Origin of the sequence: Alicyclobacillus sendaiensis NBRC 100866, assembly GCF_001552675.1 — a bacterium.
GTDB lineage: Bacteria > Bacillota > Bacilli > Alicyclobacillales > Alicyclobacillaceae > Alicyclobacillus > Alicyclobacillus sendaiensis.
This window is the reverse complement of sequence record NZ_BCRQ01000027.1, coordinates 1-16,859: the sequence shown is the minus strand read 5'-3', so window position 1 is coordinate 16,859 and position 16,859 is coordinate 1. Positions and strand designations below refer to the sequence as shown.

General features: G+C 65.1%; 14 protein-coding genes. 12 read left to right on the top strand and 2 right to left on the bottom strand.

Going from position 1 to position 16,859, the window contains the following annotated elements; translation table 11 throughout:
- Positions 1–118 precede the first annotated feature (118 nt).
- The 9 genes from nadC (at position 119) to AS26_RS06990 (ending at position 11,424) form a co-directional block, all read left to right on the top strand.
- Positions 119–964, top strand: a complete 846-nt coding sequence (nadC, locus tag AS26_RS07030; protein WP_062307713.1) for a carboxylating nicotinate-nucleotide diphosphorylase — start codon at positions 119–121, stop codon at positions 962–964.
- 12 nt (positions 965–976) lie between these two features.
- On the top strand, positions 977–2,488 hold the full coding sequence (gene nadB, locus AS26_RS07025) for an L-aspartate oxidase (RefSeq protein WP_062307711.1): 1,512 nt from the start codon (positions 977–979) through the stop codon (positions 2,486–2,488).
- Between the two features lie 7 nt (positions 2,489–2,495).
- Complete coding sequence (nadA, locus tag AS26_RS07020) at positions 2,496–3,464, top strand: quinolinate synthase NadA (protein ID WP_062307710.1); 969 nt, start codon at positions 2,496–2,498, stop codon at positions 3,462–3,464.
- A gap of 73 nt (positions 3,465–3,537) precedes the next feature.
- Entirely contained in the window at positions 3,538–5,157 is a 1,620-nt protein-coding gene (locus AS26_RS07015; protein WP_062307708.1) for a glycoside hydrolase family 9 protein, read from the top strand.
- Between the two features lie 269 nt (positions 5,158–5,426).
- Entirely contained in the window at positions 5,427–7,538 is a 2,112-nt protein-coding gene (locus tag AS26_RS07010; protein ID WP_062307706.1) for a peptide ABC transporter substrate-binding protein, read from the top strand.
- Between the two features lie 58 nt (positions 7,539–7,596).
- The gene (locus AS26_RS07005; RefSeq protein ID WP_062307704.1) at positions 7,597–8,562 is read left to right on the top strand and encodes an ABC transporter permease; all 966 of its coding nucleotides are present in this window, start codon (positions 7,597–7,599) and stop codon (positions 8,560–8,562) included.
- 30 nt (positions 8,563–8,592) lie between these two features.
- Positions 8,593–9,489 (top strand): ABC transporter permease, encoded by an 897-nt coding sequence (locus AS26_RS07000; protein WP_062307700.1) that lies wholly within the window; start codon positions 8,593–8,595, stop codon positions 9,487–9,489.
- Positions 9,489–10,478, top strand: a complete 990-nt coding sequence (locus AS26_RS06995; RefSeq protein WP_062307698.1) for an ABC transporter ATP-binding protein — start codon at positions 9,489–9,491, stop codon at positions 10,476–10,478. The genes AS26_RS07000 and AS26_RS06995 overlap by 1 nt, the downstream gene beginning before the upstream one ends.
- On the top strand, positions 10,468–11,424 hold the full coding sequence (locus tag AS26_RS06990; RefSeq protein ID WP_062307696.1) for an ABC transporter ATP-binding protein: 957 nt from the start codon (positions 10,468–10,470) through the stop codon (positions 11,422–11,424). The genes AS26_RS06995 and AS26_RS06990 overlap by 11 nt, the downstream gene beginning before the upstream one ends.
- A 46-nt stretch (positions 11,425–11,470) precedes the next feature.
- Here the strand turns inward: AS26_RS06990 and AS26_RS06985 are convergent, their stop codons facing one another.
- Positions 11,471–12,142, bottom strand: a complete 672-nt coding sequence (locus tag AS26_RS06985; RefSeq protein ID WP_062307694.1) for an HAD family hydrolase — start codon at positions 12,140–12,142, stop codon at positions 11,471–11,473.
- 263 nt (positions 12,143–12,405) lie between these two features.
- On the opposite strand from AS26_RS06985, the gene AS26_RS06980 reads away from it, so the two are divergent.
- Positions 12,406–13,818: an ammonium transporter gene (locus AS26_RS06980; RefSeq protein ID WP_062307692.1), complete on the top strand. Its 1,413-nt coding sequence runs from the start codon at positions 12,406–12,408 to the stop codon at positions 13,816–13,818.
- Here AS26_RS06980 and AS26_RS06975 read toward each other — a convergent pair.
- On the bottom strand, positions 13,815–15,080 hold the full coding sequence (locus tag AS26_RS06975; protein WP_062307689.1) for a glutamine synthetase family protein: 1,266 nt from the start codon (positions 15,078–15,080) through the stop codon (positions 13,815–13,817). The genes AS26_RS06980 and AS26_RS06975 overlap by 4 nt on opposite strands.
- A 106-nt stretch (positions 15,081–15,186) precedes the next feature.
- On the opposite strand from AS26_RS06975, the gene AS26_RS06970 reads away from it, so the two are divergent.
- Both AS26_RS06970 and AS26_RS06965 read left to right on the top strand, forming a co-directional pair.
- Positions 15,187–16,218, top strand: coding sequence for a putative nucleotidyltransferase substrate binding domain-containing protein (locus tag AS26_RS06970; RefSeq protein ID WP_062307757.1), 1,032 nt, complete (start codon positions 15,187–15,189; stop codon positions 16,216–16,218).
- The coding region (locus AS26_RS06965; protein WP_062307754.1) for a 3'-5' exonuclease at positions 16,215–16,859 on the top strand (645 nt) is incomplete at its 3' end. The genes AS26_RS06970 and AS26_RS06965, both read left to right, overlap by 4 nt.

Genomic DNA, 16,859 nt, shown 5'->3' with positions numbered 1-16,859 from the left:
GCTCCTCGCAACTTCCAGGTGAAACACCATCCTGTGTGTGCTACTGTATATACAGTTGATTAAACAGTGTTGTGCGCCTGGCGACGCGGCGAGGCGCATCAAGGGAGGCGTGAGGGCGATGTGGCTCGACGTGGTGACGCGCGATCTCGTCCGCCTCGCGCTCGCCGAAGACCTGGGCCGGGGCGATCTCACGACCGAAGCCGTCATCCCGGCCGATGCGACGGCGCGCGCGAGCGTGTGGATCAAAGAACCGTCCAGGGTGTGCGGCACAGAGGTCGCCGCCTGGGTGTTTCACGAGGTGGACCCGCGACTCCAGGTCACCGTCCTGTGCCCGGACGGGATCGATCTCGACGGCTCCGGCGTGGTGATGCGGGTGGAGGGCGCGGCGCGGTCCATTCTCGGCGCGGAGCGCACGGCGCTCAACTTTCTGTCCCGCTTGACCGGCATCGCCACGGCGGCGCGCGACGCCGTCCGCGAGGTCGAGGGGACGAGCGCGCGCATCCTGGACACGCGCAAGACCACGCCGGGATGGCGGGCGCTCGAGAAGTACGCGGTCCGCGTGGGCGGCGCCTGGAATCACAGGTTTGCCCTCGACGACATGGTGCTCATCAAGGACAACCACATCGCCATTGCGGGCGGCGTCCGGGAGGCCGTCTCGCGCGCAAAGGCGCGGGCTGGCGTTGCCCACAAGGTCGAGGTGGAAGTGGAATCCCTGGATCAGCTGGAGGAGGCCATCGCGGCGGGGGCCGACGTCGTCCTCCTCGACAACATGGATCTCGAGGCCATGCGCGAGGCGGTGCGGCGTACCGGCGGCCGCGTTCCGCTCGAGGCGTCGGGCAACATGCGGCCGGGCCGGCTGAGAGCGGTGGCGGAGACGGGCGTCGACTTCATTTCCATGAGCCACATCACCATGCGCGCCCAGGCTGTAGACGTGGGGCTCGACATTGAGATGGACCTTGGGTGAGGAGGTGCCGCGATGGAGGCGGCTGGTGTCGTGATGGTTGGTGCCGGGATCGCAGGGCTCACCGCCGCGCTCGCTGCGGCAGAGACGGACGACGTCTGCGTCCTTGCCGGCGGCGGGCCGCAGGCGTCGAGTTCGTCGCGGGCACAGGGGGGCCTCGCGGCCGCGGTGGGGGAGGGGGATGACCCCCATCTGCACGCCGAAGACACGCTGCGCGCCGGCGCCGGTCTGTGCGACGCAGAGCGCGTTCGCGAGCTCGCGGTGGCGGCGCCGTCGGTCGTCGAGTGGCTCGCGCAGCTCGGCGTTCCGTTCGATCGCGACCCGTCCGGGCGGCTCGCACTCGGGCGGGAAGGCGGGCACACGCGTGCGCGTATCGTTCACGCGGGCGGGGACGCCACCGGGCGGTTCATCACCGAAGCGCTCTGGCAGGCGGCGCTGCGCCATCCGCGGATCGAGTTCCGGCAGGAGCACTGCGTCGGCATCGCGCAGGACGCCAGCGGGCGGGCCGTCGGCGCCTGGACCTGGGACGGGGCGCGTCACCGACTCGTCGGGGCTCGGCGCGCCGTGGGCCTCGCCACGGGCGGCGTGGGTGCCCTGTTCGGCCGCACGTCCAATCCGCCGAGCGCGGTGGGCGCAGGTGTCGCGCTCGCCTATCACGCGGGCGCCACGCTCGCCAATCTCGAATTCGTCCAGTTTCATCCGACGCTGTGGCTGGGGCGGGACGACGACGCGATGCTCGTGTCCGAGGCGCTTCGCGGCGCGGGCGCGGTGCTCGTCACCGAGCGAGGCGCGCCGCTGTTTGCCGATCCGGCGGACAACCTGCGCACGCGCGACGTGATCGCCCTCGCCATCGCGCGGGCGGAGGCGGATGGCCATCAGGTGTTTCTCGACGCGACGAAGGTGCCAGACGTCGCGGCGCGCTTCCCGTCCATCGCGGCTCGTCTTCGCCGCGCAGGTCTCGACCTTGCGTCTCAGCCCATTCCCGTGACGCCTGGCGCGCACTTTCTCATGGGCGGCATCGAGGCCGATCTCGCCGGGCGCACCTCGGTGCCGGGGCTCTTCGCCCTTGGCGAAACGGCGTGCACGGGCGTGCACGGGGCCAACCGGCTGGCGAGCAATTCGCTGCTCGAGTGCGTGGTCATGGGGCGGAGGTTCGGCGAAGCGGTGCGGCAGGAGCCGTGCGCGCGCACGCACACCGTGGAAGACCCTGAGTGGCTGCTTCGCCCCGAGCAGGACGAGGCGATTCTCCCTGAACTCGCGCCCCTGATGTGGTCGTTCGTCGGGATCGTGCGCGATGCGCCGGGGCTTCGCGCGGCGCTTGAGGAGCTTCAAGGCATGGCGCGCCGATATCCAGGCTCCGGGGCGGTGATGGCGGCCTCGCTCATCGCGCGCTCGGCGCTGTGGAGACGGGAAAGCCGAGGAAGCCACGTTCGCCGGGATGCGCCAGTGCCTGATCCGGCCTACGCCCGACCGAGCCGGATCGGCAAGGCGCATTCGGCTTTCACGTCTGTCGCCATCACGACTTGAGAGGGGAATGCGTGTGCTGGAGACGAAGGTAGAACGCCAGACCTTGGTTGACGAGATTCTCGAGTGGAAGAGAAAGCGCAACGCCCTGATCCTCGCGCACAACTACGAGCTGCCCGAAATTCAGGACATCGCGGACGTGCTCGGGGACTCGCTCGCGCTTGCGCGCGCCGCCATGCGGGCCGACGCCGACGTCATTGTGCTCTGCGGCGTCCACTTCATGGCCGAGACGGCTGCCATCCTGAACCCGGACAAGACGGTGCTCTTGCCGGATCCCAACGCGGGCTGCTCGCTGGCGGACTCCATCACGGCGGATGAACTCCGGGCGTGGAAAGCGGAGCATCCGGGTGCGGTGGTGGTCGCCTATGTGAACACAACCGCCGACGTGAAGGCGGAGAGCGACTACTGCTGCACGTCCTCGAACGCCGTGCAGGTGGTGCAAAGCATCCCTGAAGATCGGGAGATCCTGTTTCTGCCCGACATGTTTCTCGGCTCGTATGTGAAGCGGGTGACCGGGCGAGACAATCTGCACATCTGGATGGGCGAGTGTCACGTGCACGCTGGGATCCGGCCCCACGACATCGAGGCGACGCTCTCGGCCCACCCCGACGCGGAACTGTTGATTCACCCCGAGTGCGGTTGCTCCACCTCGAATATGTACCTGCTGGCCGAAGGGCAACTGCCGGCGGATCGGACCCATGTCCTGTCGACGAGCGGCATGCTGAAGCGGGCGCGCGAATCCGACAAGCGCGCGTTCATCGTGGCGACGGAAGTCGGCATCCTACACCAGATGGAGCGCCAGAACCCTGGCAAGACGTTCATCCCCGCGAACCGCGCGGCCATCTGTCCGTTCATGAAGATGATCACGCTCGAAAAGGTGCGGGATGCCCTCGCTCGCATGGAGACGGTGATCTCGGTGCCGGCCGACGTGGCGGAGCGCGCGCGGGTGGCCATCGAGCGGATGGTGGCCATCGGCTGAGGCGCCGAAGGCAGGGATTTTCGCGCAGCCGTCGAATCTTCTCTCCTGCAAAGCCGGTGGGAGGGGATTCGACGTGCCAGCTCGCGTCTCCAAATCGATTTTCTACAATCAGATCGGGTATCTGACCGGCGGTGAGAAACGCTTCTGGGTCCAGGCCCGCGAGCCGCAGCCGTTCGCGCTGCGCACCCAGGATGGGCAGGCCGTGTTCGCGGGCATGACCAAGCCCGTCGGCGGAAACTGGCACGCCGGGGATTTTTCCGCGCTCCGCGTCCCAGGAACCTACGCCTTGAGGGTCGGGGCCAGCGAGGTGCCCGTCGTGATCCATCGCCGTGCGTACCGCGATGTACTCGAAGCGCTGGTTCGCTTTTTCGACTATCAGCTGTGCGGCGCCGCGCTGCCCGAGGGCGAGGCTGGTCCGTGGGCACACGGGGTCTGCCACGCGAGCGACGCCAAGGTGTACGGGACGGACATCGCCGTCCGTTGCCAGGGCGGTTGGCATGACGCCGGCGACTACGGCAAGTACGTCGTCCCCGCGGCCAAGGCCGTGGCCGACTTGCTTCTGGCCCACGAGTACTTCGCCCCGGCGCTCGCGCGCATCCGCCCCATGCGCGCCGCGCATCGAGAGCCTCACCTGCCGCCGGTGCTCGAGGTGGCGCGCGAGGAGGTTGTCTGGCTTCTCACCATGCAGGATCCCGCAACGGGCGGCGTGTATCACAAAGTCACCACGGCTTCCTTTCCCCCGCTCGACACCCGCCCCGAGGACGACCGCGCGCCTCTTGTCCTGAGCCCTATCTCCTACGCGGCTACGGCCGCGTTTTGCGCAGTCATGGCCCACGCCGCTCTCGTGTATCGCTCGTTCGATCCGGCTCTGTCGTCGGCTTGCGCCGACGCCGCTCGCCGTGCGCACGCGTGGCTCGGCGAGCACGACATGCGGCCGTTTCGCAACCCCAATGGCATCCTCACGGGCGAATACGGCGACGCCGAACTCCGCGATGAATGGCTATGGGCGTCGGCTGCCATGTTCCGGATGACGGGCGATCCGGCCTGGGCGCGCCGGTGTGAACCGCTTCTCCTTCTCGATCTCCCGTGGGACCTGGGGTGGGCGGACGTCGCGCTCTACGGCGTGATCGAATACTTGCGCGCTCCGAGCGACGCCGCGTCGAGTCACGTGCGCGACAAGGTGAAAGCGCGCCTCGTTCGAGAACTCGACGTCCTCGCCGCGATGGCCGAGTCTCATCCATTGGGCATCCCCATGCGAGATGACGACTGGATCTGGGGCAGCCACATGGTGCTCTTGAACCGCGCGATGGCGTTTCTGCTCGCGGAGGGCGCCGGTGTCAGCCATCCTGCGGCTCACACCGTGGCCCAACGAGCGGCGGACTACCTGTTCGGCGCGAATCCGCTTGGTACGTGCTTCGTCACGGGCTTCGGCCAACACCGGGTGGTCCATCCGCATCACCGCCCATCGGTCGCGGACGACGTGGTGGATCCCGTCCCGGGCATGGTCGTCGGCGGGCCAAACCGCAACCTGCAGGACGAGGTGGCGCGCGCACAGCTCGCGGGAAAACCTGCGATGGAGGCGTACCTCGATCACGAAGCCAGTTACTCGACCAACGAGGTCGCCATCTACTGGAATTCGCCTGCCGTATTTGTGATGGCGGGTCTGCATGAGGCGCGCGGGAAAGGGCGATAGCCTTGACAGGCACACGCTTAAAAAGACAAGGATCGCTCAATAAGACTATTGATTTTGGCATGTCTCAATCTTATGTTTGAGACATCAGCCAAATCGTTTTGTCTAAGGACAAATCGATTTGTGCACCTTGATTCCGCCGAGGGGTATGGGATCAGGGGGGTGTACGCGTCCAGGCCTGGGCGGTGCATGCATGGAAGTCGTCAGGATGGGGGTCTTTGAAAGCGTTCTCCAATCTCGAACGCAAGACACAGGGAGAAGGAGTGAGCAACGTGGCCAAGCGCAAACTGAGGAAATGGCATGTGCCCATCGCCGTGCTCGTGGCGAGCGGGGGCTTAGTGGGATGCGCAACGTCGACGCAGAGCCACAACACAGCTTCGAACAGCGGCGCGGCTTCGGCAGTTCCCGTGCGAGCGGCGGGCGCCGGCAATGGAACCGTGACCATCACGTATCCTTCGCCGCCGGGCATCTCCTCGCTCGATCCGTCGCAGTGGGCGGCGCAGATCTTGGTGGACCAAGGCACCATCTTGGAGGGGCTCTACGGATACAATCAACAAAATCAGATTGTGCCGAAGATTGCTTCGGGTTATTCTCTTTCTAAGGACGGACTCACTTGGACCATCTACCTGCGCCACGACGCGCGCTGGTCGAACGGGGATCCGGTGACGGCTCAAGATTTCTACTACGCGTGGATGAGACAGCTCAATCCGGCCAACTCGCAGGCGCAGCTGTGGGCGAGCGTGCTCAACAACGTGAAGAACGCCTACCAGTACCATTCGGGTGCGGTGCCGGCGAGCAAGGTGGGCATCAAGGTCATCAACAACTACGAACTGCAGATCACGACCACGACGCCGCATTATATCCTGGGCGAGCTCGCGGTGTCCGCGTCGATGCCGCTCGACCCCAAGGTGGTCAACGCGCATCCGACGAACTGGTACCTACCGCAGTACTTCGTGGGCGACGGGCCGTACGTCGTGAAATCGTTTACGCCAAACGGGACCATCACGTTGGTGCCCAATCCGAAATACGTCGGCCATCCGGGCGAGGTGAACCACGGGAACGCGAAGGTCATCAACCTGGTGCCGGGTACCACCGTCGCGGTGGAGGACTACATGGCGGGCAAGTTGGACGTCGCGCTCGTCGGATCGCCGTCGGATCTGCAATACGTCAAGACGCACAACTTGAAGACCCAGCTCCACGTCGCGCCGGACTACAGCATCGAATACCTCGAGTGGGACCACTCCGCGGTTCCGTCGCCGTATTACAACACCAAGGTGCGACAGGCCATCGCCATGGCCATCGAGCGCCAGCCCATCGTGCAGGATGTGTTGGGCGGGATGGGCGGCGTGACCAACACGTTCTCGACGCCGGGCTGGCCGGCCGCCAAATACGAAAAGGGGCTGCCTGAGAACGTGGCCCAGGCCAAGAAGCTCCTGGCCGAAGCTGGTTACCCGAACGGCAAAGGGCTGCCCGTCCTGTACCTGTACGCCCCGGTGCCGGACGTGAACCAACAGGGCGTGCCGGTCGCCGAGGCCATCTCCCAGGAGTTGCAGCAGAACCTGGGTATCCAGACCAAGATTGTGCAGGAAAATCAGACGAACTACAGCGCGCTCGTCTGGGAGGGGCCGCTCAAGGGCATTCAGCCCGGATTCGTCGTGGCGGCCGGCGCCGTGAACTGGTTCGAGCCGGCCAATATGGACATCCAGGCGAGCCAAGGCATCTACTTCCCGGGCGACTACGGTTGGACGCCGCAACAGGTGCAGCACGTGCTCCCGTGGTACAACACGCCGTACGATCCGGCCTCCGTCGCCAAGTACGGCAACCCGCAGGATCCGAAAACCGGCGTGAGCTGGAACGACTGGATCCCACTGCAGAACGAGGTGCAGAAGGATATCGCCATCATCACCAAGTGGACCAAGGAGCAGCCGGCGAAGTGGCAGGCCATTCTGAACCCGCCGGGTACGCCGTCCTTACAGCAGCAGTGGAATCAGATCGTGCAGCAGTGGAAGAACGCCAAGACGGCGTCCGCCAAGCATGCGGCGTTTGTCCTTGCGTGGGAGTTCGTCGCGCCAGAGTCCGCAACCACGACGCTCGGCGGCACGAACACGGGCGCGCTGGACGTGCAGGCGTGGTGGGATACGAACGAGTCCGAACAGGAGCGCGAGTGGCGGATGTGGCAGGCCTACGAGCAAAACAGCATGACGTCAGCTCAGGCGGCGGTGTGGGCCGGCAAGCTCGTCACGTCGCTTGAGCAGCAGGCCTGGGTCATCCCGCTCTACTACAACGAGACGTTCTACCTGGAGAAGCCGTGGGTGACTGGGGCGCAGCCCAACCCGTGGGCCTGGGGCAATTTCTATCAGTTCCAGTATCTTTCGACCAAGTGACGGCAGCGCAGCGCACCCGCGGGTCGCCGCCCGCGGGTGCGCTGAAGGGAGGCCCGCGATGTTTTACGTCAAATTCCTCGCCAAGCGCTTCGTGGCCATCATCATCACGCTGGCGGCTGTCATCGCCATCTCGTACGTCATGATGTATTACTCGCCAGGAGGCTTCATGAACACGACGCAGCTCGCGTCCGCGCTTGCGCCGCTCGCCGCGCAGGATCCGGCTGCGTACCAGAAGCTCATGGAGCAATTCCAGAGCCGGTACGGCCTCAACCTGCCCCTGTGGAAACAGGTGCTGCTCTACGAATGGCACACGTTCACGTTCAACTTCGGCAACTCGATGCAGAACCCGACGCTGAGCATCGTGTCCCAGCTCAAGGACGCGCTGCCCATCAGCGTCTTCCTGGCCTTCGGCTCTGTCGTGGTATCGGTCGTGATCGGCATTCCCATGGGGGTCATCGCGGCGCTCAAGCGGAATTCGTGGGTCGATTATCTCGTGACGACCCTCTCGATGTTCGGCCAGGCCATCCCCTCCTTCGTGCTCGCGGTCCTGTTTGTGCTGATCTTCGGCGTGGTGTGGCAGAACGTCTTGCCCGTCACGGGGTGGGGGACGCCCGCGGATGCGGTCTTGCCCATCTTGTCGCTGGCCGCAGGGAATATCGGCGTGGTTGCACGCTACATGCGGGGCAGCCTGATTGAAACCATGAGGCAGGATTTCATCCGGACTGCGAAAGCGAAGGGCGTCAAGTACTGGGCGCTCGTGATTCGGCATGGCGTGCGAAATTCGCTCACTGCGCTCATCACTGTGATCGGGCCCCAATTCGCGTTCACGGTCGTCGGCACCGTTTGGGTGGAGAACATCTTCGCCATCCCCGGCCTGGGCAAGGTCATCTCGACGGCCTTCACGAACTTTGATTTCCCCATGGCCATCACGGCGGTGTTCATCCTGGGCGCGACCATCATGCTGACCAACCTCGTGGTCGACCTCATCTATTCGTGGATGGATCCACGAGTGAAACTCCAGTGAGTCATCGATTGCAGTAGACGGACGGGAGGGATGATTGTGGCCATTGCGGTATCCCAGCCCCAGGCGCCGGCGCGGCGCGCGAGGCGCAACTCACCGATGTATCGCGCCTGGCAGCGATATCGGAAAAATTGGTTCGCCGTGGCCGGGCTCATTTGGGTCATCATCTTTTTCATCATCGGCATCATCGGGCCGTGGATCGCGCCGTACAGCTACACATATGCGGACTTTCTCCATATGCACTCGGGTCCTTCCTGGCAGCATTGGTTCGGCACGGATACGGTCGGATACGACGTCTTCAGCCAAATCCTGTACAGCATTCGGTACGCGCTGGAGATTGCGCTCGGCGCCACGTGCGTCAGCTTCTTGATTGGCGTCATCCTAGGGCTGTGGGCCGGACTTGCGGGCGGCCTCATCGACATCATCGTCATGCGCGCTGTCGACTTCATGTTTGCGCTTCCGTCGTTTTTCTTCGCCCTGATCCTGATGGTGCTTCTCGGCAAGGGGATCTTCCCGATGATTCTCGCCATCGGCGTACCGGGGTGGGCGGGGTATGCGCGACTCATCCGCTCGCTCGTGCTCGCGATGCGAAACGGCGAGATGGTGGAAGCCGCCCGGGCGCTCGGGGCGTCGCAGTGGCACATCGCGCGCAAGTACATGTTCCCGAACGTGATGGGGAGCATGGTGGTCTCGCTCGCCTTCGGCATTCCGTACGATCTCACGGCGCAGGCAGGTCTCAGCATTGTGGGGATGGGCCTCAATCCGCCCATGCCGTCGTTTGGCAACATGTTGGCGCAGGCGGGCGCGAACATCTTGGGCTTCCCTTGGCTCCTCTATTTTCCAGCCGGCGTGTTCGCCATCACCCTGCTGTCGTTCCTCTTCGTGGCCGACGGCCTGCAGGAAGCGTTTAACCCGAAAGGAGGCGTGTGATGGTGTCACAGCCGCTTCTGTCCATCGAAGATCTGCGTGTTGAGTTCGATCGCGGCGAAGACACGGTCTACGCCGTCAACGGAGTGAGCTTCTCCATTGCAGAGGGGGAGACGCTCGGCATTGTCGGCGAAAGCGGATCCGGCAAGTCGGTGACGCTGATGTCGGCCATCGGCCTGATTCGCGAGAACGGGCGCATTCGCTCGGGCCGGGCACTGTTTCAAGGGACGGACCTCCTGAAGCTGTCGGAGCGACAGCTGGAGGACATCCGCGGGCGCGAGATCGGCGTGGTGTTTCAGGATCCGATGACGAGCCTCAATCCGGTCATGCGGATTGGGGATCAGATTATGGAGGCCATGCTCGCACACCACTTCTGCAGCCATCGCGAGGCGTTTGAGCGCACGTTGCAACTTTTGCACGAGATGGGCATTCCCGAGCCCAGGGCGCGCTTTCGAAATTATCCGCACGAGTTTTCGGGTGGCATGCGCCAGCGCATCATGATGGCCATTGCCCTGGCCTGTGAGCCGCAGTTGCTCATTGCGGACGAGCCGACGACGGCGCTCGACGTGACGGTCCAGATGCAGATCCTCGCGTTGCTTGAGGAGCAGCGGCGCAAGCGGAACATGGCGGTCGCCATCATCACGCACGATTTCGGCGTCGCGACGAATTTCTGCGACCGGATCATCGTCTTGTACGCGGGGCAGATCATGGAGGTCGCGGACACGGGGGCGTTCATCCGCGAGTCGGCGCATCCGTACACGGTCGGGTTGAAGCACTCCATCATCGAGATTGGCCACCGCGCGAAACCGCTGAAGCCCATCCCTGGCATGGCGCCCACGGTGACGGAGATGCCGCGGAGTTGCTCGTTTGCGCCGCGCTGTCCGCTCGCCACGGAGCGGTGCCGGAACGAGCTGCCGCAGCTTCGCGAGATAGGGCCGGGGCATTGGGTGGCGTGCCATCGGGCGGAGGAGGTGCTGGCGGATGTCATCTGAGGTGCTGCTCGAAGTGCACGAGGTGTCGAAGCGGTTTCGCGTACAGGGCCGCGATCTCCACGCGGTCGAAAAGGTGTCGTTTCAACTTCAGCGCGGGCAGACGTTTGGCCTCGTGGGCGAAAGTGGCTCCGGGAAGTCAACGCTGGGCCGACTGGTGCTGAAGTTGCTCGAGGCGACCGAGGGCCGGATCGTGTACCAAGGGAAGGACATCACTCGTTTTACCCAGAAACAGATGCGGCCGCTCCGGCAGGAGATGCAGATCATCTTCCAGGACCCCATGGCCAGCATGAGCCCGCGTATGACCATCGGCATGGCCATCGAGGACGCGATGATCATTCACAGGATAGGGACCAAGGAGGAGCGGCAAAAACGGGTCGATGAGCTGCTCGAGCGCGTGGGGCTTCCTCGCGAGGTGAAGTGGGCGTATCCACACGAGCTTTCGGGCGGCCAGCTTCAGCGCGTGGGCATCGCGCGCGCGTTGTCGCTTCGCCCGAAACTCGTCATCTGCGACGAGCCCATCTCCGCGCTGGATGTCTCGATTCAAGTCCAGGTCATTCAGCTCCTCCGCGAGCTGCAGCAGGATTACGACCTGACGTACATCTTCATTTCCCACAACCTCGCTGTGGTGGAGTACCTGAGCGACGTCGTGGCGGTGTTGTATCTCGGCGAAGTGGTGGAACAGGCGCCCGCGGAGGAACTGTTCTCGCGCCCGACGCACCCGTACACCCAGGTGCTCATCCAGTCCATTCTGAAGATGCCGCGAAGTTTGGAGGAGCGCCAAGTGCTCACGCCCATTCAGGGCGAGATTCCGTCGCCGTTCGATCCTCCCAAGGGGTGCCCCTTCCACCCCAGGTGTCCGATGGCCGTCGATCGGTGCCGGACGACCAAGCCGGAACGGCGACTTATCGGCCCCAACCACGCCGTGGCATGCCATTTGGCTACCTGATGACGGACCCCAAAGGGAGAGCGCCACACCTTTCGCTCTCCCTGCCTCATTCCTGCTCTTCTTCGCGCTCCGATAGGGCCTCGAGCAACGAAGGCCAATCCACCCCTTCCAAACTGCTTCGAAAGAGACAGCCGTCCGGAAACGACAGGTGCTTGGTGATGGCGTTTGGCACGCATAGCACCGGAAGCCCTGCGGCGATGGCGGCCTGCGCGCCGTGAGGCGAGTCTTCGACGGCGAGCGCCTCCGAAGGCGCCACGCCGAGGCGCCGGCAGGCCAGTTGGTACAACTCGGGGTCCGGCTTCACCCGGATCACGTCGTCGGCGGTGGCGATGGCGTCGAAGAAGGCTTGAATTCCGTACTTCTCCAGAAACGGTTCGACGTACGCCCGCCGAGAACTCGTGGCCAGGCCGATGGACACGCCAAGGCGCCGGAGCTCCTGCAGCGAAGCCCGCACGCCAGGCCGGAGAGGCTCATCATCGAGCAGCCGCCGGTGTTCTTGCTCCACCGCGCGCTCGGCCTCCTCCCGCCGGATGGAAGCGTCCGCGTCGCACAGGTGGCGGACGGGATCGAACGCGTCGGCGCTTGTGCCGACTGTTTTCGCGTAGAGATGAAACGGAAGTTCACGACCGTGTTGCCGATACAATCCGGCGTACGCCTCGTACCACGCCCGCTCGGTGTCGACGATGGTTCCGTCGAAATCGAAAATGACGGCTCTCATACGGACCTCCCGTAGGCTTTCGCTTCCCTGGAGTATAGCACGTCGGCCGCCGGGGAGGCAGGGTCCGGAAGTGCCACGCCGCGGGACGGCTCGCGCGGTCATATGTAAAGAAATATGACTCTAATTTCTGAAAACGCTATCCTGAAACTCGTTGTCAAGATGTTATCCTTTAATACGTTAGATTATCTTACATTTTTCGTTGACGCCTCTGTTGCGCGCGTGTATCGTTATAAAAAAATTCACGCAAAGGAGTGGGGGAGAAGATGCTCAGAACACGGTGGAAGTGGCTCGCCTCCGCCATGGCGGGGCTCGGCGCCGCTCTCGTTCCCGCGACGTGCTTTGCGGCGACGACGACATCACCGCTCAATTCGGGAGATGAGGCCTGGATTCTCGCTTCCTCGGCCCTTGTGCTGCTCATGACGCCGGGGCTCGCCTTCTTCTACGGGGGCCTGGTCCGGACGAAAAACGTGATCACGACCATGCTGCAAGTGGTGGCGGTCATCCTGGTGGTCTCCCTGCAATGGGTCATCGTCGGGTACAGCCTGGCCTTTGGGCCCGACTTCCACCACATCATCGGCAACCTGAGTTGGTTCATGATGCACGGCGTGGGTGCGGCGCCGGATTCTGACTACGCGCCGACCATTCCCAACGTGCTCTACGCCATCTTTCAAATGATGTTTGCCATCATCACACCTGCACTGATTGTGGGAGGGCTGGCGGAGCGCGTCCGCTTCGCTTCGTTCGTGGTCTTCATTGTCCTGTGGGCAACGTTCATCTATGACCCGCTGGCGCACTGGGTGTGGGGCGCGGGCGGTTGGCTCCACAATCTGGGCGTCCTCGACTTCGCGGGGGGCACCGTGGTGCACATCTCCTCCGGCGTGGCCGGTCTCATGGCGGCGCTGTATCTCGGGCGCCGCGCGGAACACGGCACGGGCGAGATCAAGGCGCACAACGTGCCGTTTGTCCTCCTCGGCACAGCGCTTTTGTGGTTCGGTTGGTTCGGATTCAACGCGGGCAGCGCGGTCGCGGCCAACTTCCTGTCGGCCGAGGCGTTCTTGGCGACCAACACGGCCACGGCGGCTGCCGCGGTGGGGTGGATGATTGTCGAGAAGCTTCGCACGGGGCACGTGACCCTGGTTGGCGCTTGCGCCGGCGCCGTGGCTGGCTTGGTGGCCATCACGCCCGCGGCAGGCTTCGTCTCGCCGGGCTATTCCATCGTCCTCGGCCTTCTCGGCGGCGCATTCTGCTACTTCGCGTCCACCTTCATGAAGGCGAAGCTCGGCTACGACGACGCGCTCGACGCGTTCGGCGGTCACGGCATCGGGGGCACCTGGGGCGCCATCGCCACCGGCCTGTTCGCCTCCACCGCCGTCAACCCGTCGGGGGCCAACGGGCTGATCCATGGCAATCCACACCAGGTCCTGCTCCAGCTCATCGGCGTCGCGAGCACGTGGGTGTTCTCGGGCGTCGGCAGCCTCATCCTGCTCTGGATCGTCGACAAGGTTATGGGGTTGCGCGTGACGAAGGAAGAGGAGATCATGGGGCTCGATCTCGCCCTGCACGCCGAGTCCGCGTATCCGGAGACGCTCACGGCGTCGGAGTTGCCGAAGTATTTCGGCGCCAACGTGACGCCGCTCATCAAGGAGTCGCCGCTGGAGCACGGAACGCAGAATTAAAGCGTGAGGTACTGCTCCCATTCCCAAACGTGGACGGTCGTCGCGTAGGCCTCCCATTCCAGCCGCTTGGCCTCCAGGAAGTGGCGCATGGCGTGATCGCCGAGTGCCGCCTGGAGGCAGTCGTCTTGTTCGAGCGCATCGAGGGCGTCCCGCAGGGTTTCGGGCAGCGCGTCGATGTGCCGCAAGAACCGCTGTTCCTCGGACCACCTCTCCGGCCGATCGTCCAACCGCGCGGGCAGAGGCAGGGCCTGTTCCATTCCGTCCGCTCCCGCGGCGAGTGCGCAGGCGATGGCGAGGTACGGATTCGCGGACGCGTCAGGGGCTCGCCATTCCCACGCGTCGCCGACGGCGCGCAAGTAGGGGTCCGGGTGGCGGTCGGACCAGGCGACGAAGCCGGGCGCTTCACTTCCGCCAAGGCGCTTGTAGCTGTTCACCGTCGGATTGGCGATGGCAGTGAGCCCGGGCGCGTGCGCCAGGATGCCCGCGGCAAACGAAGCCCATGGCGGCGCGTCGGTGGCGCAGGCGGGGGCGAAGGTGAGGTGCAGGCCGGAGCCCGGATGGCCGGTGAATGGCTTCGGCATGAAGGACGCCGTGAATCCGAACCGCGCGGCCTCCCGGCGGATGACGAGTTTGGCGGTGACGAGGGCGTCCACTGCGGCCATGAGCGATCGCGCGGCGAGATCGATCTCGTATTGGTGCGGCGCCGCTTCGTGGTGGATCTGCGTCACGGGCACGCCGGCGCCCATGAGCTCCTCAGCCATGGACATGAGCGATTGCGCCGCGAGGTCGGAGGACGGCGCGTCGAAATAGCGGGCGGGATCGCCGCGATGGGCGCCTTCCACGCGCTCGCCCTGCGGGAGGAGAAAGAACTCCAGTTCGGCCGATATCGCCATCGGGGGCACGCCGGACGTCGCGGCGCGGTCCGCCGCGCGGGCCAGGATCCGACGGGGATCGCCGGCAAACGGCAGGCCGTCCGGCAGCACGACGTCGCAGATGAGGCGCAGGGCGCGCGCGCCAGGTCCGGAGGGCCACAGGCAGGCCGTCGCGAGATCGGGCACGAGGCGCATATCCGACTCCTCGGCCCGCGCAAAGCCCTCGATGGACGATCCGTCGAAGCCCACGCCGCGTTCGAGGACGTCCGGAAGTCGGCCCGCAGGGATGGCGACCGTCTTCACGGTGCCTATCAAGTCGGTGAACTGCAGATGGACGACGTCGATGCGCTCGGCCTCGACCTGGCGGAGGAGCGATGCAACACTTGTCATGAAAATCCACCACCCGGATGATCTTCTGGGTTCATCATAATGCGCGAAATCTCAAAAATCTAGCAATCCTCACATGGGCAGGAGACACCAGGGCGGAGGGATGGCCGTGAACGTGCCTTTGTGCGTGACGGACGCGCGCGACATTCGCGAGCGCGGCGAAGAGCTGCAGCGCGCGTGGTGCGAGTCTGTGCTCCAGGATGACCATCCGCCGGACGACACCGCGGCGTTTCAGCGCTGGTTGGAAGCCTATCAGGTGCAGCGCCGGGCGTTCGTGCTCGCGGGCTGGGCGGAAGCGGTCTCGCCGGACGTCAGGCGCCGGGCGCGCCTCATTGCCCTGGGATCCCTCGCCCGGGGCGAGGATCTGCCGCAGAGCGATCTCGACTTCGCGCTCCTCACGTCAACCGACCTCCGGCTCGACGACGCGGCCCCGGACGTCGAGCGGTTTGTGCGCTGGATGGGCCCCATGGGCTTCTCTCCTTGCATGGGCAACGTGATGGGCGGCAACCCGCGCTGGTTTGGCCCTGAAGACGCGTGGAGGGCGCGCGTCCAGGCGTACGCCGAGTTCCCGGACTGGGCGAATGTCCGCTATTTGTACATGACTGTCGATGCGGCGCCCCTCGACGACGCGCCGCAGTGGGCGCTGGTGGCGGCGCAGGTGCGCGGCGTGATCGCCCAATCGGGGTTCATGAAGTGGCAGATGGCGCATCTCGGCATTCGCGGGACGGTCGGATGGGGCGCTGTGCGCGGCGTGCGCTGGCAGGCGAGCGGCGAAGGGGCCGTCTTCCACGTGAAGGACCGGTTCCTCGCGCCGATGATCCACGCGCTTCGCCTGCTCAGCCTGCACCACGGTGTGGACGCGCTCGCCTCGGTGGATCGCGCCACATCGCTCGGCCGCATCGGCGCCCTCGAAGGCTTGCAGGCGGACGCGATTGTCCGCGCGCTCTGGTTCGGATGGAGGCTTAGAGCGCGCCGTCACGCGGAATGCTGGCTCAAAGGCCAGCGGGACGCCGTCGATCTCGTCCCGCGCTCGAGCCTGTCCCGCGCCTGGCAGGAAGCGCTCGAGGAGCACCTTCGCACGGCGCAAGCCCTGGAGCGCCTGGTGTGCCGTCGATTTCCGAAACCGAGGGGATCGAGATGAGGTGGTTTTTTTCCCTCCGGAGAGAGGTGCCGGCGAGCGACGAGCCTGTGCCCGTCTGGGAGCGGCCCCTCGGCGAGGCGCCGTACTTCGTGCTGGATCTCGAGACGTCCGGGTTCTCTCCCGCTCGGGACAAGATCCTGTCGGTGGCGTGCGCCACGTTTTCCGGGTGGAGAAACGAACCTGACGAGAGCTTCTACGCCGTCGTGCGCCACGACGACGTCGCGGACGTGCCGTTGCACATCTGGGAGCTGACCGGGCTGTCGCCGGAGGCGGTGCGGGCCGGCGAGCCGCTCGAGTCCGCGCTTCGTCGAGCGCTGGAGCTTGGGGCCGGCCGCGTGTGGATTGCACACCACATTCGGCACGATCTCGGCTTTCTGCAGCGCGCGACCGACGCGCTGTGGCGCCTTCGCCTGCGGCCGCTCGCCATGGACACGGCGGTCGTCGCCCAAGTGCTCGCGCGGGCGGCGAGGCCGCTTAAGCTCGAGGAGGCATGCGAGTGGCTCGGCATCCCGGTGGTCGGCCGCCACCAGGCCGATGCGGATGTGCGCATGACCGCAGCGGTGTGGCGCAAGGAGATGGAACTGTGCGCGCGGCTCGGGCTGCAGACGGTGAAGGACGTGATCGACTGGGTCAGCGCGCGC